Annotated in this window: 17 protein-coding genes; 10 read left to right on the top strand and 7 right to left on the bottom strand. The window is 71.2% G+C overall.

Going from position 1 to position 20,086, the window contains the following annotated elements; translation table 11 throughout:
- Nucleotides 1-10 precede the first annotated feature (10 nt).
- Nucleotides 11-439 (top strand): VOC family protein, encoded by a 429-nt coding sequence (locus QC282_RS01020; RefSeq protein ID WP_279547197.1) that lies wholly within the window; start codon nt 11-13, stop codon nt 437-439.
- A gap of 9 nt (nt 440-448) precedes the next feature.
- Here the strand turns inward: QC282_RS01020 and QC282_RS01015 are convergent, their stop codons facing one another.
- Nucleotides 449-1,003 (bottom strand): methylated-DNA--[protein]-cysteine S-methyltransferase, encoded by a 555-nt coding sequence (locus tag QC282_RS01015; protein ID WP_279547196.1) that lies wholly within the window; start codon nt 1,001-1,003, stop codon nt 449-451.
- A gap of 72 nt (nt 1,004-1,075) precedes the next feature.
- Entirely contained in the window at nt 1,076-1,948 is an 873-nt protein-coding gene (locus QC282_RS01010) for a glycerophosphodiester phosphodiesterase family protein (RefSeq protein WP_279547195.1), read from the bottom strand.
- A gap of 279 nt (nt 1,949-2,227) precedes the next feature.
- On the opposite strand from QC282_RS01010, the gene QC282_RS01005 reads away from it, so the two are divergent.
- The 6 genes from QC282_RS01005 to QC282_RS00980 all read left to right on the top strand — a co-directional run bounded on the left by QC282_RS01005 (nt 2,228) and on the right by QC282_RS00980 (nt 10,656).
- Entirely contained in the window at nt 2,228-3,073 is an 846-nt protein-coding gene (locus QC282_RS01005; RefSeq protein ID WP_279547194.1) for an MHYT domain-containing protein, read from the top strand.
- A gap of 40 nt (nt 3,074-3,113) precedes the next feature.
- Entirely contained in the window at nt 3,114-5,261 is a 2,148-nt protein-coding gene (gene uvrB, locus QC282_RS01000; protein ID WP_279547193.1) for an excinuclease ABC subunit UvrB, read from the top strand.
- A gap of 208 nt (nt 5,262-5,469) precedes the next feature.
- Nucleotides 5,470-6,048 (top strand): TerD family protein, encoded by a 579-nt coding sequence (locus QC282_RS00995; RefSeq protein WP_279547192.1) that lies wholly within the window; start codon nt 5,470-5,472, stop codon nt 6,046-6,048.
- A 70-nt stretch (nt 6,049-6,118) separates the two neighbouring features.
- Entirely contained in the window at nt 6,119-8,128 is a 2,010-nt protein-coding gene (locus QC282_RS00990; protein ID WP_279547336.1) for a TerD family protein, read from the top strand.
- A 281-nt stretch (nt 8,129-8,409) separates the two neighbouring features.
- Entirely contained in the window at nt 8,410-9,405 is a 996-nt protein-coding gene (locus tag QC282_RS00985; RefSeq protein ID WP_279547191.1) for a TerC family protein, read from the top strand.
- Nucleotides 9,406-9,555: 150 nt separating this feature from the next.
- Nucleotides 9,556-10,656 (top strand): ionic transporter y4hA, encoded by a 1,101-nt coding sequence (locus QC282_RS00980; RefSeq protein ID WP_279547190.1) that lies wholly within the window; start codon nt 9,556-9,558, stop codon nt 10,654-10,656.
- A gap of 77 nt (nt 10,657-10,733) precedes the next feature.
- On the opposite strand, the gene QC282_RS00975 is transcribed toward QC282_RS00980, so the two are convergent.
- Entirely contained in the window at nt 10,734-11,780 is a 1,047-nt protein-coding gene (locus tag QC282_RS00975) for an LD-carboxypeptidase (RefSeq protein WP_279547189.1), read from the bottom strand.
- Nucleotides 11,781-11,882: 102 nt separating this feature from the next.
- On the opposite strand from QC282_RS00975, the gene aroQ reads away from it, so the two are divergent.
- The gene (aroQ, locus tag QC282_RS00970; protein WP_279547188.1) at nt 11,883-12,356 is read left to right on the top strand and encodes a type II 3-dehydroquinate dehydratase; all 474 of its coding nucleotides are present in this window, start codon (nt 11,883-11,885) and stop codon (nt 12,354-12,356) included.
- A 237-nt stretch (nt 12,357-12,593) separates the two neighbouring features.
- On the opposite strand, the gene QC282_RS00965 is transcribed toward aroQ, so the two are convergent.
- Both QC282_RS00965 and QC282_RS00960 read right to left on the bottom strand, forming a co-directional pair.
- Nucleotides 12,594-13,250 carry an MBL fold metallo-hydrolase gene (locus QC282_RS00965; protein WP_279547187.1) on the bottom strand — a complete coding sequence of 219 codons (657 nt, stop codon included), beginning with the start codon at nt 13,248-13,250 and terminating at the stop codon, nt 12,594-12,596.
- Between the two features lie 53 nt (nt 13,251-13,303).
- Nucleotides 13,304-13,990, bottom strand: coding sequence for a maleylpyruvate isomerase family mycothiol-dependent enzyme (locus QC282_RS00960; RefSeq protein WP_279547186.1), 687 nt, complete (start codon nt 13,988-13,990; stop codon nt 13,304-13,306).
- Between the two features lie 223 nt (nt 13,991-14,213).
- Between QC282_RS00960 and uvrA the strand changes: the two genes are divergently transcribed.
- Complete coding sequence (gene uvrA / locus QC282_RS00955) at nt 14,214-17,246, top strand: excinuclease ABC subunit UvrA (RefSeq protein ID WP_279547185.1); 3,033 nt, start codon at nt 14,214-14,216, stop codon at nt 17,244-17,246.
- A 123-nt stretch (nt 17,247-17,369) separates the two neighbouring features.
- On the opposite strand, the gene QC282_RS00950 is transcribed toward uvrA, so the two are convergent.
- Together QC282_RS00950 and QC282_RS00945 are read right to left on the bottom strand one after the other, a co-directional pair.
- Nucleotides 17,370-18,290: a carbohydrate kinase gene (locus QC282_RS00950; RefSeq protein WP_279547184.1), complete on the bottom strand. Its 921-nt coding sequence runs from the start codon at nt 18,288-18,290 to the stop codon at nt 17,370-17,372.
- Nucleotides 18,287-19,339, bottom strand: coding sequence for a LacI family DNA-binding transcriptional regulator (locus QC282_RS00945; RefSeq protein ID WP_279547183.1), 1,053 nt, complete (start codon nt 19,337-19,339; stop codon nt 18,287-18,289). Before QC282_RS00945 ends, QC282_RS00950 begins: the two co-directional genes overlap by 4 nt.
- 294 nt (nt 19,340-19,633) lie before the next feature.
- On the opposite strand from QC282_RS00945, the gene QC282_RS00940 reads away from it, so the two are divergent.
- Nucleotides 19,634-20,062 (top strand): Rieske (2Fe-2S) protein, encoded by a 429-nt coding sequence (locus tag QC282_RS00940; protein ID WP_279547182.1) that lies wholly within the window; start codon nt 19,634-19,636, stop codon nt 20,060-20,062.
- The last annotated feature ends 24 nt before the right edge of the window (nt 20,063-20,086 follow it).

Genomic DNA, 20,086 nt, shown 5'->3' with positions numbered 1-20,086 from the left:
GCCTTGAGACATGACGGACAACACACCACGTCTCGACCACGTCGTCCTGTGGGTGCGCGACCCGGTCGCGGCGGCCGGGTTCTACGAGAAAACACTCGGCATGGAGCCGCTGCGCGTCACCGAGTACGCCGCGGGAACCGTGTCCTTCCCCTCCGTACGGCTCAACGAGGAGACGATTCTCGATCTGGCCCCGCTCACCATGGCGGCACGCATGACCATGGTTCCGGGCGCCGCCGACAGCGCGGGCCACCCCGTCAACCACGTGTGCGTGGCGCTGCCGCGGCACGACTTCGACGCGCTGCGCGACCGTCTGGAGCGACAGGGTGTCCCCGTCTCGGACTTCACCCACGACGCCTACGGAGCCCGGGGCATGGCCAGGCGCAGCTTCTACTTCCGCGACCCGGACGGCAACGTCTTCGAAGCGCGGCACTACACCTGACGCGCTCCGTCAGAACAGCGGCTCGGGCAGCACACCCTCCAGGGCGAGCAGCTTCCGCTTGGTCTCCAGGCCGCCGCCGAAGCCTCCGATGCCGCCGTCGCTCTCCACGACCCGGTGGCAGGGCACCACGACCGGCAGGGGGTTGGCGCCCATCGCCATCCCCACCGCCTGGGCGGCGCCCGGCTGGCCGACCCGCGTGGCCAGGTCGCCGTAGCCGACGACCGCGCCGAACGGCACGCCGGACGCCAGCTCGCGCAGCACCTGCCGGTTGAAGCCCGATATCAGCGACCAGTCCAGCGGCAGGTCGAAGTCCCGCCGACGGCCCGCGAAGTACGCCTCGACCTGCTGTATCGCCTCGGCCAGCAGAGGGGAGCCGGGCGCCTCGACGGGCTCGCCGCCCAGCCGGGAAGCGAGCCGGTCGAGCGTCCGGTCGCGCACCGCGTCCGTCGCGTGGAACACGACGTTGACCAGGCCGTCATGTGTCGCGGCGAGCAGCAGCGGACCGATGTCGGTGCCGACGACGGTCCACACGACCTGCTGCTCCACCTGCCCATGGCTCTCCATGCGCCCACCGTACGACCCGCCACTGACAACGCCCCGCCGGGCGGCCGGTAGATGCCGCCGGCGGGCGGCGGGTCAGCCGCCGTCCACCGCCGCCCGCACCACGTCCGGCTTGTTGCTGATGATCCCGTCGACCCCGTACCCGGCGACCCGCTCGGCGGTGGCCGCGTCGTCGACGGTCCAGGTGAAGACCTCCAGCGGCCTGCCGTGCGGCCCCGTGAAGGCCTGGACGGCGGACACGTAGCCCAACGACACCGTGCGGTAGGACGGGTTGATCTGGTCGGTGAAGTCCGCGTACTCGGGCAGTTCCGCCACGGACGGCGTACCGAGGAACCCGGTCTTGACAGCGGGCTTCAGCTCGTGGACGGTCCGCACGCTGTCCGCGCTGAAGCTCTGCACGATCAGCCGGCCCGCCACGTGCGGCCGGTCGAGCCAGCCCTCGTTGCTGAGCACCTTGAGGGTCTGCTTCTCGATGCCCGGGTACAGCTGCGGGTTCTTGATCTCCAGCAGCAGCTTCTGGTGGTGGTGGTCCACGCGGCGCACGTACTGCTGCAGCGTCGGCACGCGCGCGCCCGCGTACGCGGAGCCGAACCAGCTGCCCGCGTCGAGGCGCGCGATCTCGGCGGCGGTGAAGTCCTTCACCTTCCAAGGAGCGCGGCCGGGGAAGACCTCCTCGACGTTCGTGGTGCGCGCCAGGCTGTCGTCGTGGATGACGACGAGCTCGCCGTCCTTGGTCCGCTGGACGTCGTTCTCGACCCAGCGGAAGCCCAGTTGGGCCGCCTTGTCGACTGCGGCCAGGGTGTTCTCCGGCGCGTACGCGGAGGCGCCCCGGTGGGCGATGACCAGCGGCGGATCGGCCTCTGCCGCCACGGCCCCCGGAACCGGGAACACCGCGGCGACGGTTCCCAGGAGCGCCGTGGTCGTGGCGGCAACTGCGCGCGCGTGCATGCGTACTCCTCGCGTCGAGCGATCACGGACAGCTCAACTGTGACAGCGGACGGTCAACGCGAGAGGGGCGCAGAATGGCCACAGGGTGAATGGAGGGGCCACAACTCCACACACCCGGGCCGCACAACTGGGTCAAGGCCGTGTTTCTTTACCGGATAGTCGTTCGACCATTCCGGTGGACGTCATACTCTCTGCCTCAACCTCGACCGTTCTCGCGGTCCTGGGAGAGGGGACACAACGGGGAAATCCGGAACGCAAAAGGCGGAAGGGCAGCCGCGCATGCAAGGCACGGTCGACGGATTCAGCTACGGACTCGTCACACCGCTGGTGGCCTACCTCATGGCCTGCCTGGGCGGTGCTCTCGGCCTGCGCTGCACCACCAGGTCCCTGCTCGTGACCCGGTCGTGGCGACCCGGCTGGCTCGCCCTCGGAGCGGCGGCGATCGGCTCCGGCATCTGGACCATGCACTTCATCGCCATGATGGGGTTCACGGTCCAGGAGGCGCCGATCCACTACGACAAGGCGATGACGTACGCGAGCCTGGGCGTCGCCGTCCTCATGGTGGGCATCGGGGTCTTCATCGTCGGCTACCGCGGCGCGAAGGGCACCGCCCTGTTCACCGGAGGCACCGTCACCGGCCTCGGCATCGCCTCGATGCACTACCTCGGCATGGCGGGAATGCAGCTTGACGGCGAGCTCCGGTACAACACGGCCACCGTCGCCGCGTCCGTCGTGATAGCGATGGTCGCGGCCACCGCCGCACTGTGGGCGGCCTGCCAGGTCAGGGGTTTCCTGTGGAGCGTGGGCGCCAGCCTCGTGATGGGGCTCGCGGTCAGCGGCATGCACTACACCGGCATGGCCGCCCTCAGCGTCCACCTGCACGGCACGGCCGTCCCCGCCACGGGAGAGTCACCCGCCGCCCTGCTCGCCCCGATGCTGGTCGGTCCGCTCGCCTTCCTGCTCCTCGCCGGCGTCGTCGTGATCTTCGACCCGCTGATGGTCATGGGACGCGTCGCCGTCCCGCCCGTCGAGGACAAGCCGGGCGTCCCGGCCGGCGAAGTGGTCCACCGGCCGGGCCACCGACCTCTGCGGTCGCGCGGCGTCCGCACCCCGCAGAACCGCTGATCACGCCGCATTGTCAGTGGCGGGTCGTACGGTTGATTCCATGCGGCCCGTTTCCCAGATCGAACGCACGGTGGCGCCCTTCGAGGTCGTCAGCCCCTACCAGCCGAGCGGCGACCAACCGGCGGCCATCGCCGAGCTCGCCCGGCGCATCGAAGCCGGCGAGAAGGACGTCGTCCTGCTCGGCGCGACCGGCACCGGCAAGTCCGCCACCACCGCGTGGATGATCGAGAAGCTCCAGCGCCCCACGCTCGTGATGGCGCCGAACAAGACGCTGGCCGCCCAGCTGGCGAACGAGTTCCGCGAGCTCCTGCCGAACAACGCCGTCGAGTACTTCGTCTCGTACTACGACTACTACCAGCCCGAGGCGTACGTCCCGCAGTCGGACACCTACATCGAGAAGGACTCCTCGATCAACGAGGAGGTCGAGCGGCTGCGCCACTCCGCGACCAACTCGCTGCTCACCCGCCGCGACGTCATCGTGGTCGCCTCGGTGTCCTGCATCTACGGCCTCGGCACGCCGCAGGAGTACGTGGACCGGATGGTCCCCCTCCGGGTCGGCGACGAGATCGACCGGGACCAGCTGCTGCGGCGCTTCGTCGACATCCAGTACACGCGCAACGACATGGCGTTCACCCGCGGTACCTTCCGCGTCCGCGGCGACACCATCGAGATCTTCCCGGTGTACGAGGAGCTCGCCGTCCGCATCGAGATGTTCGGCGACGAGATCGAGGCCCTGTCCACGCTGCACCCGCTCACCGGCGAGATCATCAGCGACGACCAGCAGCTGTACGTCTTCCCGGCCTCCCACTACGTCGCCGGCCCCGAGCGCATGGAGCGGGCCGTCAACGACATCGAGAGGGAACTGGCCGAGCGGCTGACCGAGCTGGAGAAGCAGGGCAAGCTGCTGGAGGCCCAGCGCCTGCGGATGCGCACCACGTACGACATCGAGATGCTCCGCCAGATCGGCTCCTGCTCCGGCGTGGAGAACTACTCGATGCACTTCGACGGCCGCCTGCCCGGCTCCCCGCCCAACACCCTGCTCGACTACTTCCCGGACGACTTCCTCCTCGTCATCGACGAGTCGCACGTCACCGTCCCGCAGATCGGCGCGATGTACGAGGGCGACGCCTCCCGCAAGCGCACCCTGGTCGACCACGGCTTCCGGCTGCCCTCCGCCCTCGACAACCGTCCTTTGAAGTGGGAGGAGTTCCAGGAGCGCATCGGGCAGGCGGTCTACCTGTCGGCCACCCCCGGGCAGTACGAGCTGTCCCGCTCGGACGGCGTCGTGGAGCAGATCATCCGCCCGACCGGCCTGGTCGACCCGGAGGTCGTCGTCAAGCCCACCGAGGGCCAGATCGACGACCTGGTGCACGAGATCCGCAAGCGGGTCGAGAAGGACGAGCGCGTCCTCGTCACCACCCTCACCAAGAAGATGGCCGAGGACCTCACGGACTACTTCGTGGAGCTCGGCATCCAGGTCCGCTATCTGCACAGCGACGTCGACACGCTGCGCCGCGTCGAACTGCTGCGGGAGCTGCGCAGCGGCGAGTACGACGTCCTGGTCGGCATCAACCTCCTCCGGGAGGGCCTCGACCTGCCCGAGGTGTCCCTGGTGGCGATCCTGGACGCCGACAAGGAGGGCTTCCTGCGCTCCGGCACCTCGCTCATCCAGACCATCGGCCGCGCCGCGCGCAACGTCTCCGGCCAGGTCCACATGTACGCCGACAAGATCACCCCGGCGATGGAGAAGGCCATCGAGGAGACCAACCGCCGCCGCGAGAAGCAGGTCGCGTACAACAAGGCGAAGGGCATCGACCCCCAGCCGCTCCGCAAGAAGATCAACGACATCGTCGCGCAGATCGCCCGCGAGGACATCGACACGGAACAGCTGCTCGGCTCGGGCTACCGCAAGTCCAAGGACGGCAAGACCGCCAAGGCGCCGGTGCCGTCCCTGCGCACCCAGGAGCCCGGGGGCAAGGCGGCCAAGGGCAGGGGGAAGGCCAAGGCGGCCGAGACCGTGCCCACGGACCGCCCCGCCGCCGAACTCGCCGGACAGATCGAGGAGCTCACCGCACGCATGCGTGCCGCCGCGGCGGACCTCCAGTTCGAGATCGCGGCCCGGCTGCGCGACGAGGTCTCCGAGATGAAGAAGGAATTGCGCCAGATGCAGGAGGCCGGCCTGTCCTGACGGCAGGCCGCCCGCGGGGTGGCGCCGGTCGTTCCTCCGAGGGCACCGGCGCCACCGATCCGCCCCGGTGGTCCCACCTGGAACGCGCTGTGTTGCAAGACCGACACAAAGTGCGGACCGGGGTACGGCACTGTCAGTGGTCGTGCGTAGGGTTCTGGTCAACCGCGGCTCCGCGGCAACAGGGGAAGTTCGAGAGGGGAATCAGCGCGTGACCGTCAACATGACCAAGGGTCAGTCCGTCAGTCTGCAGAAGAGCGACGGCGGGAGCCTGACCGCGGTGCGCATGGGTCTCGGCTGGCAGGCGGCTCCCCGGCGCGGCCTGTTCGGTTCGCGTACGCGGGAGATCGACCTGGACGCCTCCGCCGTTCTGTTCGCGGACAAGCAGCCGGTCGACGTCGTCTTCTTCCGCCACCTGGTGAGCGACGACGGCTCGGTGCGCCACACCGGCGACAACCTCGTCGGCGGTGTCGGCCAGGGCGGCGACGACGAGGCGATCCTCGTCGACCTGCAGCGCATCCCGGTCCACATCGACCAGATCGTCTTCACCGTGAACTCGTTCACGGGCCAGACCTTCCAGGAGGTGCAGAACGCGTTCTGCCGCCTGGTCGACGAGACCAACGGCCAGGAGCTCGCCCGCTACACGCTCGCCGGCGGCGGCGCCTACACGGCCCAGATCATGGCGAAGGTGCACCGCTCGGGCCCGGGCTGGACGATGACGGCCCTCGGCACTCCGGCCAACGGCCGCACCTTCCAGGACCTGATGCCGTCCATCCTGCCGCTGCTCTGACGGCGGCCCGGCCGACCGGGGCCGGCGAGCGGCACACGACACCACACGAGTGACACAGGGGGACAAGGCGATGACGGCCGAGCTGGTGCGGGGGCAGAACCACCCGCTCTCCCAGACCCGTCTCGAGATCCGGGTCTCGGCCGGCACGCCGATCGTGGCCGCGGCCACGCTCAGCGACGAAGGCGGCCGGGTCAACGGGGTGGAGTGGGTGGCCCATCCGGGCACACCCACCCTGCCGGGTCTGGAGGTGTCCCGGCAGGCAGCCGCCGACCACCGCCTCGCGGTGGACCTGGACGCCGTGCCGGACGCCGTGCACCGGGTCAACGTGCTGCTCGCCCTGCCCGCCGCCGACGGGGGAGGCCCGGCCCGCTTCGGCGCCGTGGCCGCCCCCTTCGTGGCCGTCACCGGTCTCGACGGCTCCGAGGTCGCCAGTTACACGATCACCGGCCTCGACGCCGAGACCGCCGTCGTCGCCCTGGAGCTGTACCGGCGGCTGGACGCCTGGAAGGTGCGCGCCGTCGGCCAGGGCTACGCGGGCGGTCTCGCCGAGCTCCTCACCGACCAGGGCATGGCCGAGGCCCACCAGCTCTCCGCCGGCATCAACGAGGCGGTGGCCAGCGGTCTGGCCCGCTCGGTGTCGGCGCCCCCGCCGCGCACGGCGGACGCGGACCGTTCCCGGCAGACGGCGGGCCAGGCGCCCGGGCCGGACCAGGGCAGCCCCGCCACGCAGGGCGCCCCCGGCACCATTCCGCCGACGTCGCCGTACGGTCACCCGGGCACGCCCGGCCCGCAGCCCGCGTACCCGGGCGGGGCGGACCAGCCCGGCGGCACCCAGCCGTCGATGCCCGGCGCGGGCGGCCCGATCAACTACAGCCACCCGGGCCGGCAGACCTCCGCCGCGCCCCCGCCCCCGCCGACCGCGCCCCCGGCCCAGCCCGGCCGGCCCGCGCGGCCCGTCGCGGGCGACGCCACCGGCTGGTCCATGGACGAGCGGCTCTACAACCAGGTGTGGGGCATGTTCGAGGACCTGGCCCGCACGACCGCCGCGTACCGCAGCGCCGTCGACTTCGCCGACTCCCGCATGGAGAAGGAACTCGACCAGGTGCTGTCGGATCCGCGCAGCCGGATCGGCGGGCAGGGCGACGCCGCGCGCGAGGCCGCCCGCGCCCGGCACACCCAGCTCGTCACGCAGGCCAGAGAGGCTCTCGACCGGGACCTCGCCCAGCTCGCCGCCGAGGCCGAGGTCGTCGAGCCCGCGCTGCCGGCCGCGTTCGCCCGCTGGGACAACCCCGTCTGGCACGGCTACCGCGTGCCCATGGAGATGCCCATGGCCCTGCGGCTGGGCGACCTCCATGTGCCCGAGGCCGCCCAGGTACGCATCCCGATGCTGGTCCGGCTGCCGCTGGAGCGCGGGCTGTGGCTGGACAGCGGCCGGGCCGGTTCGCCGGACGGCACCTTCGCCGACTCGCACGAACTGCGTCGGCTGGCGCTGGAGTCGGCGGTGGCGCACGCCGCGCGGCTGCTCGCGGTCCACCCCGCGGGCGAGTTCTCCGTGCACGTCATCGACCCGGCAGGTTCGGGCGCGCAGCCGCTGGCACCGCTGGTGCAGAGCGGGGTCCTCGCGAGCCCGCCCGCACCGGGCGCCGCCGGTGTCGCCGACGTCCTGGCACGGCTCACGCAGCGCGTCGACCTCGTGCAGATGGCGGTGCGGGGCGGCGCGGCCGACGCGCTCCCGCCCGACCTGGACCTGGCCCAGCAGCTGCTGATCGTGAACGACTTCCCGCACGGTTTCGACGACCGGGCCGTGAACCAGCTGCGGTACCTCGCCGACGAGGGGCCGGCCGTCGGTGTCCATCTGATGATGGTCGCCGACCGGGAGGAATCCTCCGGCTACGGGCCTTTGCTCGACCCGCTGTGGCGTTCGCTGCTGCGACTGACGCCGGTGCCCGACGATCACCTGGCCGACCCCTGGGTCGGTCACGCCTGGACGTTCGAGCCCTCCATGATGCCGCCCGGCAGCCAGGTGCTCCAGCAGGTGCTCAGCCAGGTCGCGGCGGCCCGCCGCAACGGGCAGCGATGACGTCCACGGACTGGACCAAGCACACGTAAAGAGCCTCCCACCAGGCAACTTGGTCTTTCTTTTACCTAGCTCTTTACCTTTCCTTGGGTATTGGGGTACTGTTTTCCGTACGGAGGGGAGTACTCCCTGTCTGTGCGGCGTACCCGTCAATACGGATCTGGCCAGATCCCGGGGCGTCGGCCCGTCGGTTCCGGGCGCATCACGCGCTCAGGTCACCCGGGTGGAAGAGACCTCCGGCAGCGACGACGCTGACATTTGCCGTTACGACTGCCGGAGGCGCAGTGGATGTTTCCCTGACCCTGTGGGTCCTGACCGTTGTGGGCCTTGCCGCCCTGATCGCGGTCGACTTCTTCATCGGCCGCAAGCCGCACGACGTATCGATCAAGGAAGCCGGAATCTGGACGGTCGTCTGGATCGTCCTGGCCACCCTCTTCGGGTTCGGCCTGCTCGTCTTCGGCGGTGGGCAGCCCGCGGGCGAGTTCTTCGCCGGCTTCATCACCGAGAAGTCGCTGAGCGTCGACAACCTCTTCGTCTTCGTCCTGATCATGGCGAAGTTCGCGGTGCCGTCGCAGTACCAGCAGCGGGTGCTCCTCATCGGTGTGCTCATAGCCCTGGTTCTGCGGGCCATCTTCATCGCCGCGGGCGCCGCGATCCTGGCCAGCTTCTCCTGGGTCTTCTACATCTTCGGCGCCTTCCTGATCTGGACCGCCTGGAAGCTCATCCAGGAGGCCCGGGCCAACGAGCAGGACGAGGAGTACGAGGAGAACAAGCTGCTCAAGGCCGCCGAGCGCCGTTTCGGCGTGGCCGACCGCTACCACGGCACCAAGCTGTGGATCCAGGAGAACGGCAAGCGGGTCATGACGCCGATGCTGGTCGTCATGCTCGCGATCGGCACCACGGACGTGCTCTTCGCGCTCGACTCGATCCCGGCGATCTTCGGCCTGACGCAGGACCCCTACATCGTGTTCACCGCCAACGCGTTCGCGCTGATGGGTCTGCGACAGCTGTACTTCCTCATCGGTGGCCTGCTGAAGAAGCTGGTTCACCTCAGCTACGGCCTGTCGATCATCCTCGGCTTCATCGGCGTCAAGCTGGTGCTGCACGCACTGCACGAGTCCGGGGTCCACGTCCCGGAGATCAGCATCCCGGTCTCCCTCGGCGTGATCTGCTCCGTCCTGATCGTCACCACGATCACCAGCCTGCGGGCGTCCAAGAAGCAGGTCGCGGCCGAGGCGGCGCAGGGCGACGGGGCCTCGAAGGACAACGTCGACGTCTGACGGCACCGAGCATCGCGCCAACGGCCACCGGGAGGCCGGTCGTAGGCGCAGCACCGGGAGCGCAGCGGGAAGCACCACTTACCGCCGCCGCTCCCGGTGCTTGATCGCGGCCGGCGTGCGGGGTCCGGTGGCGTCTGCGACGATCGCCGCATGGTCACTCGGCTCCGGGCGCTCGCGACTCGGTGGACGACCGCGGTGCCCCTGCTGGCGGTCGTCCTGCTGGCCCTCACCTGGGGACGCGACCTGCCCGGCCTCGTCGTCGCGCTCGTCACCCTGACGCTCGCGGGGGCGGTGCTGGCGGCCGTCCACCATGCCGAGGTGGTCGCCCACCGGGTCGGCGAACCCTTCGGCTCACTCGTCCTCGCCGTCGCCGTCACGATCATCGAGGTCGCCCTGATCGTCACCCTCATGGCCGACGGCGGCGACAAGTCCTCGACGCTGGCCCGTGACACGGTCTTCGCGGCCGTGATGATCACCTGCAACGGCATCGTCGGACTGTCCCTGCTGTCGGCGTCGCTGCGGCACGGCACGGCCGTCTTCAACCCCGAGGGAGCGGGCGCGGCGCTGGCGACGGTGGCCACCCTGGCCACGCTCAGCCTCGTACTGCCGACCTTCACCACGAGCAGGCCGGGACCGGAGTTCTCGGGCGCCCAGTTGACGTTCGCGGCGCTGTCCTCACTGGTCCTGTACGGCCTGTTCGTCGCGACCCAGACCGTGCGGCACCGCGACTACTTCCTCCCCGTGGCCCGGCAGGGCGGCGTCCTCGACGCGGACGACCACGCCGAGCGGCCCGAGGCGCGTACCGCGTTGATCAGCCTGGGGCTGCTCGGGCTCGCGCTGATCGGAGTCGTCGGACTGGCCAAGGGGGTGTCACCCACCATCGAGTCCGGTGTCGAGGCGGCCGGCCTGCACCACGCCGTCGTCGGTGTCGTCATCGCACTGCTCGTGCTGCTCCCCGAGACCATCGCCGCACTGCGCTCGGCCCGGCGCGACCGGGTGCAGACCAGCCTCAACCTCGCGCTCGGCTCCGCCATGGCCAGCATCGGCCTGACCATCCCCGCCGTCGCCCTGGCATCCGTCTGGCTGTCCGGACCGCTCGTCCTCGGCCTCGGCGCCACCCACATGGTGCTGCTCGCCCTGACGGTGGTGGTGGGCTCGCTGACCGTGGTGCCGGGCCGGGCCACCCCGCTCCAGGGCGGCGTCCACCTGGTGCTGTTCGCGGCGTATCTGGAGCTCGCGATCAACCCGTAGCGGCTCGGACGCCGCCGTGCCGTCGGCGGCGCCTCCACCGCCGGAACCCGCACCGTACGGGCGGCGCGCGTCCGGCGTCAGTACGTGACGGTGATGCGCCGCGCCGGTCCGTCGACGCGTACGAGACCGCCGTAGGGGAGCACCAGTTGCGGATCGGTGTGCCCGAGGTCCACGTCGAAGACGATCGTGGTGTCGGGGGCGTACACCTCCATGGCGCGCAGCACGGCCGCACGCTGCTCGGCGGCGTAACGGGCCGCCTCCTGCGGGCCGTTGGGGCGCTCGAAGGACCAGGTCTTCGGCCGGCCCATCAGCAACGCGGAGAAACGCTCCAGCAACCCGCGTTCCCCCATGCTCCGCAGAGTCCGGAACACCTCGGTGGCGCTCGGGAGTTCCTCCGACGTCTCAAGGAACAGCACGCCGTCGTCGTACTCCGACAGATCGTGCGCGATCTCGCGGTCGGCCATCAGCAGCCATCCGACGATCTCCAGACAGCCGCCCCAGCTGCGGCCCTCGACCACCCGGCCGGGGTTCACCCAGGTCCAGCCCGTGCCCGGCCGCGTCTCCGGCTCCGCCGCGAAGGTGGCCGGGTCCGCCCAGTCCCGGTCGACGTCCCGGAAGCGCTCCGCCGGCCGCAACTCGTACGGGCCGGAGGTGAACAGGGCGGCCCGCAGCGAGTCCGCGGTCTGCGGATGCATCGCCCCGGGGCGGCCCAGCTCGACCATCACGCTGCCGCCGTGGTAGCCGACGATCCCGGTGTCGCGCAGGAAGGCGAGCAGGTTCGTGTTGTCGCTCGTGCCGAAGAACGGCTTGGGATTCGCGCGGATCAACGCGCGGTCCAGGAGCGGCAGTACGGTGATCTGGTCGTCGCCGCCGATGGTCGCGACCACGGCCCGCACGTCCGGGTCGGCGAACGCGGCGTGGATGTCGTCGGCCCGCTCCCGGGGTGTCGCGCCCATCCGGCGGGTGGCCGGAAACTCGACCGGCTCCAGCCCGTACTCCTCGCGCAGCCGCTCCAGGCCCAGTTCGTAGGGCAGCGGGAACAGTCCCGGCAGGCCGGCGGACGGCGACAGCACCGCCACACGGTCCCCGGGCGACGGCTTCGGAGGGTACGCGGGCAGGGCCATGCCGGGGAGCGTACGGGCCTCGGCGGGCTCGGCGCACCGTGATAAACCGGTGCCGAGCAGGGCCGTCGCCGGGCGGCCCGACCCCGAAGGACCGGAGGAACCGTGCCCCGCACCCTGGCCAACGCCCCGATCATGATCCTCAACGGCCCCAACCTGAACCTGCTCGGGCAGCGCCAGCCGGAGATCTACGGCTTCGACACCCTCGCCGACGTCGAGGCGATGTGCGCCAAGGCGGCGGCCGCGCACGGCGGCACGGTGGACCTGCGGCAGTCCAACCACGAGGGCGAACTGGTCGACTGGATCCACGAGGCCCGTCTCAACCACTGCGGCGTCGTGATCAATCCCGGTGCCTACTCGCACACCTCCGTCGCGATCCTGGACGCGCTGAACGCCTGCGACGGGCTGCCGGTGCTGGAGGTGCACATCTCCAACATCCACAAGCGGGAGTCGTTCCGGCACCACTCCTACGTCTCGCTGCGCGCCGACGGGGTCATCGCGGGGTGCGGGGTGCAGGGGTACGTGTTCGCCGTGGAGCGGATCGCGGCGCTGGCCGGTGCCGGGCGGGCCGACACGTAACAGCCGCGGGGCCGGCCCGTGCGAGGCGCCCCGTCGGCGGGAGCGCCCGCGCCTGGGCCGCCGGTCAAGGGCGGGGAACGAGGGAGACCGACGGCCCTGTGCCGCGCAGAATCCGTCCTCCTGTGCGGGGCCGCCACCAAGGGCTGTCACCAGTGGACCGCGTGAGCCCGTACGGCGGGAGCGCGCGCGGGGCGCGGACATGGGGGAAGCGTTCACACGGGGCGCGCGCCGCGGCGTTCACCATCCGCGTGCGCGCCACTCCGGCAGGTGCGGGCGCTCCGCGCCGAGCGAGGTGTCGTTGCCGTGCCCCGGGTAGACCCACGTCTCGTCCGGGAGCGCGTCGAAGATCTTGGTCTCCACGTCGTGGATCAGGCTGGCGAACGCCTTGGGTTCCTTGAACGTGTTGCCCACGCCGCCCGGGAAGAGACAGTCGCCGGTGAACACGTGCGGGTGGCCGTGCGGATCGTCGTAGACCAGGACGATCGAGCCCGGCGTGTGCCCGGTCAGGTGGCGCGCCGTGAGCTCCACGCGCCCGACCCGGATGACGTCGCCGTCCTCGACGAGGACGTCGGTCGGTACGGGGATGCCCTCCGCGTCGTACCGGCCCGCGTGGGTGCGGGCGCCGGTGGCGGCCACGACCTCGGCGAGCGCCTGCCAGTGGTCGCCGTGCCTGTGCGTGGTGACGACGGAGGCGATGCCGTCGTCACCGATCGTGCCCAGCAGCGTGGCCGCGTCGTTGGCCGCGTCGATCAGCAACTGCTCGTCGGTGGCCCGGCAGCGCAGCAGATAGGCGTTGTTGTCCATCGGACCGACCGCGATCTTGGTGATCATCAGGTCCTTGAGCTCGTGCACGTCGGCGGGCCCGCCGACCCTCACCTCTCCGCTGTACGTCATGTCCGTCAGCCTAGCGCCGGGGAGACGGGCAGGGAGGCCCGCCGGGCGAGCGGCTACAGCGGCGGGAGCGCCGGGAGCGAACCGCCCGCCACCGTGAGCCCCGACCCGTCGCGCCGGCCGGCGAGCCAGCCGAGCAGGTCGGCGGGCGACCCGGTGACGGTGATCTGCGGCTCGTCGGCCTCCCGGCCCGTGCGCCACGCGTGCGTGCCGTCCGTCAGACGGGTGGGCGGCACGTCGGGGTGCCCGGTGAAGCGGTCGGCGAGGAACTCGGTCTCCCGCTGCGCGAACTCCGCCGGCAGATCGTCCAGCTCGTAGCCGATCCCGAGGTCCACGTGGTGCAGTTCCACCTCGACCCAGCGCCGGAACGGCACCCGGGCCGCCGCGTCCGTCACACCGTTGCGCAGCTCCACCGTGCGCGACCAGTCGGACGGCACGGCCGCCGCGTCCTGGAAGCGGGCGGCGCTGTCGCGCACGTCGGCGAGCTGGACGTCCAGGGCGCGCGGGGCGTCCCGCTCGATGTCGGCGTCCCGGGCCTCGGCGGAGGCGTACATGGGCCGGCCCTCCATGACGTTCACGAGAGCGTCCGCGTTGCGGGCGAGGTGGGCGAGGACATGGCCGCGGGTCCAGCCGGGCAGTCGTGACGGTTCCGTCACGGCGGCGTTGTCCAGTTTGCCGACCGCGGTGAGCAGCCGTTCGGTCGCATCGCGTACAGCCGCCAGGTCATGAGCGTGATCAATCATGGTGCTGACCCTAGTCCCGCCACTCCTTCGGGTGAAGGTGGCGGACCGAGCCCGCTAATCGAATGCACGTGCTATATGGTCGAGTGCGGCGTCGGGCATGCTGGATGGTCGGGGATTGTTAAGCGACCGGGAATCCGACCGGCGTTGTCAGTGGCTCCCCCTAGTCTGAGAAAGCACGGGGGCCCCGCCCCTGTCACTTCTCTCAAGAAAGGTGCGGACCGGCGTGGCCGACCGTCTCATCGTCCGTGGCGCGCGCGAGCACAACCTGAAGAACGTCTCGCTCGACCTGCCTCGTGACTCGCTCATCGTCTTCACGGGCCTGTCCGGGTCGGGCAAGTCCTCCCTGGCCTTCGACACGATCTTCGCCGAGGGCCAGCGGCGCTACGTGGAGTCGCTCTCGTCCTACGCCCGGCAGTTCCTCGGCCAGATGGACAAGCCGGACGTGGACTTCATCGAGGGCCTCTCCCCGGCGGTCTCCATCGACCAGAAGTCGACCTCGCGCAACCCGCGCTCGACGGTCGGCACCATCACCGAGGTCTACGACTACCTGCGTCTGCTCTTCGCGCGCATCGGCAAGCCGCACTGCCCGGAGTGCGGCCGCCCGATCTCGCGCCAGTCGCCGCAGGCCATCGTGGACAGGGTGCTGGAGCTCCCGGAGGGCAGCCGCTTCCAGGTGCTGTCGCCGCTCGTCCGCGAGCGCAAGGGGGAGTTCGTCGACCTCTTCGCCGACCTCCAGACCAAGGGCTACTCCCGCGCGCGTGTGGACGGCGAGACCGTCCAGCTCTCCGAGCCGCCCACGCTGAAGAAGCAGGAGAAGCACACCATCGAGGTGGTCGTGGACCGCCTCACGGTGAAGGAGTCCGCCAAGCGGCGGCTCACCGACTCCGTGGAGACCGCCCTCGGGCTGTCCGGCGGCATGGTCGTGCTCGACTTCGTGGACCTCCCCGCGGACGACCCCGAGCGCGAGCGCATGTACTCGGAGCACCTGTACTGCGCGTACGACGACCTGTCCTTCGAGGAGTTGGAGCCCCGCTCCTTCTCCTTCAACTCGCCCTTCGGCGCCTGCCCCGAGTGCACCGGCATCGGCACGCGCATGGAGGTCGACGCCGAGCTGATCGTCCCCGACCCGGACAAGTCGCTGGACGAGGGCGCCATCCACCCCTGGTCGCACGGTCACACGAAGGACTACTTCGGACGCCTGATCGGCGCCCTCGCGGACGCGCTCGGCTTCCGCACGGACATCCCCTTCGGCGGCCTGCCCCAGCGCGCCAAGAAGGCCCTGCTGCACGGCCACAAGACCCAGATCGAGGTGCGGTACCGCAACAGGTACGGCCGCGAGCGCCGCTACACCACGCCGTTCGAGGGCGCCGTCCCGTTCGTGAAGCGCCGGCACAGCGAGGCCGAGAGCGACGCCAGCCGCGAGCGCTTCGAGGGCTACATGCGCGAGGTGCCCTGCCCGTCCTGCGAGGGCACACGCCTGAAGCCGATCGTCCTCGCGGTCACGGTCATGGGGAAGTCCATCGCCGAGGTCTCCGCGATGTCCATCAGCGACTGCGCGGACTTCCTGGGCGAGCTGAAGCTCAGCGCCCGCGACAAGAAGATCGCCGAGCGCGTGCTGAAGGAGGTCAACGAGCGGCTGCGGTTCCTGGTCGACGTCGGCCTGGACTACCTCTCGCTGAACCGCGCGGCCGGCACGCTGTCCGGCGGCGAGGCCCAGCGCATCCGTCTCGCCACCCAGATCGGCTCCGGCCTCGTCGGCGTGCTGTACGTCCTGGACGAGCCGTCCATCGGTCTGCACCAGCGCGACAACCACCGGCTGATCGAGACCCTGGTCCGGCTGCGCGACATGGGCAACACGCTCATCGTCGTGGAGCACGACGAGGACACCATCAAGACCGCCGACTGGATCGTGGACATCGGCCCCGGCGCCGGTGAGCACGGCGGCAAGGTCGTGCACAGCGGCTCCCTGAAGGAACTGCTGGCCAACGACGAGTCGCAGACCGGCCTCTACCTGTCCGGCCGGAAGGCCATCCCGCTGCCCGAGGTACGCCGCCCGCGCGACCCGTCCCGGCAGCTGACGGTGCACGGCGCCCGGGAGAACAACCTCAGGGACATCGACGTGTCCTTCCCGCTCGGCGTGTTCACCGCGGTCACCGGCGTGTCCGGGTCGGGCAAGTCCACCCTGGTCAACGACATCCTGTACACGCACCTGGCCCGCGAGCTGAACGGCGCGAGGAGCGTCCCCGGCCGGCACACGCGCGTGGACGGCGACGACCTCGTGGACAAGGTCGTGCACGTCGACCAGTCGCCCATCGGCCGCACCCCGCGGTCCAACCCGGCGACGTACACCGGCGTCTTCGACCACATCCGCAAGCTGTTCGCCGAGACCACCGAGGCGAAGGTCCGCGGCTACATGCCCGGCCGGTTCTCCTTCAACGTCAAGGGCGGTCGCTGCGAGAACTGCTCCGGTGACGGCACGATCAAGATCGAGATGAACTTCCTCCCGGACGTGTACGTGCCGTGCGAGGTCTGCCACGGCGCCCGGTACAACCGGGAGACCCTGGAGGTCCACTACAAGGGCAAGTCCATCGCCGACGTCCTGAACATGCCGATCGAAGAGGCTATGCACTTCTTCGAGGCCGTCCCGGCGATCTCCCGGCACCTGAGGACGCTGAACGACGTCGGCCTCGGCTACGTCCGGCTCGGCCAGTCCGCGACCACCCTGTCCGGCGGCGAGGCGCAGCGCGTGAAGCTCGCCAGCGAACTGCAGAAGCGCTCCACCGGCCGCACGGTCTACGTCCTGGACGAGCCGACCACCGGTCTGCACTTCGAGGACATCAGCAAGCTGCTCACGGTGCTGAACAACCTGGTGGACAAGGGCAACACGGTCATCGTCATCGAGCACAACCTCGACGTGATCAAGACCGCAGACTGGCTGGTCGACATGGGCCCCGAGGGCGGCGCGGGCGGCGGCCTGGTCGTCGCCGAGGGCACGCCCGAGCAGGTCGCCGGCGTCCCCACCAGCCACACCGGCAAGTTCCTGCGGGACATCCTCGACGCCGACCGGATCAGCGACGCCCCGGTCCCGGCGGCCCGCAAGCGCACGGCGGCGAAGACGACGGCCAAGACGTCGGCTGCCAAGTCCACCGCCAGGAAGACCGCCACCAAGACGGTCGACAGCGCGGAGAAGGCCGCCACCGGCGCCACCAAGAAGGCGTCACCCGCGAAGAAGGCGACCCGGGCCCGCAAGGCCTGAGCCCGCCCCACCCGCGCGCCGCGGCCCGACCGTACACAGCGGCGCGCCCCGCGGGACCAACTCCCCGTGGGGCGCGCCGGCCGCGCTCCGGGCACCCGGCACGGCTGAGCGTCCGGCGACCGCTCAGCCCTTCCGGTCTTCGCCCAGCTCGGAGGCGTACGGCGGTTCGGCGCCCGCCCGTGAGCAGGTGACCGCCGCCGCCCGGGCCGCGAACCGCAGGAGTTCCGTCCAGCCGTCCGCGCCGAGGCCTGCCAGCGCGGCGTCGCTCAGCGCGTCGCGTACGGCGAGCCCGTGCAGCAGCGCCGCGTTCACCGTGTCGCCCGCGCCGATGGTGTCCACCACGTCGACCCGCTCGCCCGGCACGGAGTACTCGCCGCCGTCCCGCGTGAACACCGTGAGCCCGTCGCCGCCCCGGGTCACCACGACCGCCGCCGGACCGGCCGCGAGCCACTCGCGGGGGGTGCCGCCGAGCCAGTAGGCGTCCTCCTCGGACAGCTTCAGCAGGGACACGGACGGCAGCCATCGCCTGAACCGCGCCCGGTAGGCGTCCGCGTCCGGGATCAGTCCGGCCCGGATGTTCGGGTCCAGGGCGGTGAACACCCCTTGGGCGGCGGCGCGTCGCATGAGGTCCTCGTAGGCGGTCGCCCCGGGCTCCAGCACGAGCGAGCAGGTGCCGAAGGAGACCGCGCGGACCCCGGACGGCAGCGCGTCCGGCGCCCTGAACAGCCGGTCGGCCGTGCCCTCCACGTAGAAGGAGTAGGCCGCCGAACCGTCCGCGTCGACCGTCGCGACGGCGAGCGTGGTCGGCTCCGCCCCGCGCGCCACCCACGACACGTCGACACCGGTCTCGCGCAGCCGGTCCAGCAGCGCCTCGCCGAACGCGTCGTCCGACACGCGGGAGCAGAAGGCGGTGGGGGAGCCGAGCCGGCCGAGGGCCACGGCCGTGTTGTAGGGGCCGCCGCCGAGCGCCGGCTTGAGGTCCGCGAGGGCACCCGTGCCCTGCGGTACCAGGTCTATCAGGGCCTCACCGGCGACGACGATCACGAGCGGGTTCCTCTCTCCAGCGGGGCTTCGGGTGTCTCGGGACAGCCGCACGAGGTGCGGTGGACGAAGGAGCAGGGCAGCCGCACGCTCTGCGCGGGCCGGTCGGGCTCGGCCAGGCGGTCGAGCAGCACCCGGACCGCTCGGGCACCGATCTCCCTGCTGGGCTGCGCGATCGCGGTGAGCCGGGGCCGGAACAGGTCCGCCCAGGCGAAGTCGTCGAAGCAGCACAGCGCGATGTCGCCCGGCACCGACAGACCGGCGTCGCGCAGGGCACGCAGCGCTCCGAGGGTCATGGCGTTGTTGGCGGTGACCAGTCCGGTGGGCCGGGCGCCGAGGGAGAGCAGGGCGGCGGTGGCCCGTTCGGCGCCGTCCGACTCGGAGTCGCCGTGCACCAGGAGCCGTTCGTCGTACGGCAGTCCGGCGGCGGCCAGCCCCTGGCGGTACCCGGCGATCCGTTCGCGTGTGGTGCTGAGCCCCGGCCGGCCGGCGACCAGGCCGATCCGGCGGTGGCCGAGCCCGGCGAGGTGGGTGACGAGCCGGGCGGTGGGCTCCGCGCTGTCGGCGCACACCTGGTCGAAGGCCGGGGCGTCGTCACCGGGGGAGTCGAGTGCGCGGTCCAGGAGGACGGTCGGCACGGCATGGCGCCTGAGGTAGGCGACGAGGTCGCCGGGTGCCGCCGAGGGGGCGACGATCATGCCGTCCACCCGGCGTTCGTGCAGGAGTCGGACGGCCTTGAGCTCGTGCCGGGGATCGTCGTGCGGGTCGGCGATGAGCAGGCCGTAGCCGTGCTCCAGGGCACTGGTCTCGACGCCCTGGAGGATCTCCGTGAAGTACGGGTTGCTGATCGCCGACACCGCGAGCCCGATGGACCGGGTGCGGGAGGTCACCAGGGAGCGGGCGAGGGTGTTGGGGGTGTAGCCGAGTTCCTCCACGGCGTCCAGGACGGCCTGGCGGGTGTGGGGCAGCACGGGCCGGGTGCCGTTCAGCACATGGGAGACGGTCGCCACGGAGACTCCGGCGCTCCGTGCGACGTCGGCCATCGTCGCCATGCGTGCTCCCCTCGGACGTGCCCCGGCCGGACCTCGGACGGACGGAAGTGGCGGATCAGGGACGGGCCCGACGGGCGGTGGACCGGCCCCGACCGAACCTCGACCGAGCCCCGGGACAGGGCGGACAGGCCCCGCCTTTCCCTCCCGAGGCGGGAACGTATCCCATTCCGAGGCCGACGTAAACGCTTGCGCAAGCGTTTACGTCACCTTCCGGGCGACCCGACCCACCTCGCCGGGGCCGCGGACGGGGCCGGTATCGTCGCCGTGCACACCCCCCTGACCTGTGGAGTTCTCATGCCCGGCCGTCCGTCCCCGAGCCGCCGTACCGTCCTGCGGGGCGCGGCCCTCACGCCCGTCGCCGGAACGGTCCTCGCGGCCTGCGGGCCGGGCGACGACGAGGGGGCGCTGCCGGCGACACCGACCGCGTCCGTCGAACTGGGCGCGCCGGGCGAGATCGCCGAGGGAAGCCCGACGCTGTACCGCGATCAGCACGTCGTCGTCAGCCGCGCCGGCGACGGCTCGCTGAAGGCGTACAGCGCCGTCTGCACGCACGCGGGGTGCGCCATCGACAAGCTGGAGGGCAAGAAGCTCGTGTGCGCGTGTCACGGCAGCGAGTTCGACGCCACCACGGGAGAGGTGCTGCGGTCTCCCGCCACGGTGCCGCTGGTCGCGCTCGACGTGTGCGAGGAGAACGGCCGGATCGTCGCAGGCCCGAAGCCCTGACCGGGCACGGTTCCGGATCAGCGC

It is taken from the genome of Streptomyces sp. DH24 (assembly GCF_029813775.1).
Taxonomy (GTDB): Bacteria; Actinomycetota; Actinomycetes; order Streptomycetales; family Streptomycetaceae; genus Streptomyces.
The sequence above is the reverse complement of the archived record's forward strand: the minus strand, read 5'-3'. Positions and strand labels throughout refer to the sequence as shown.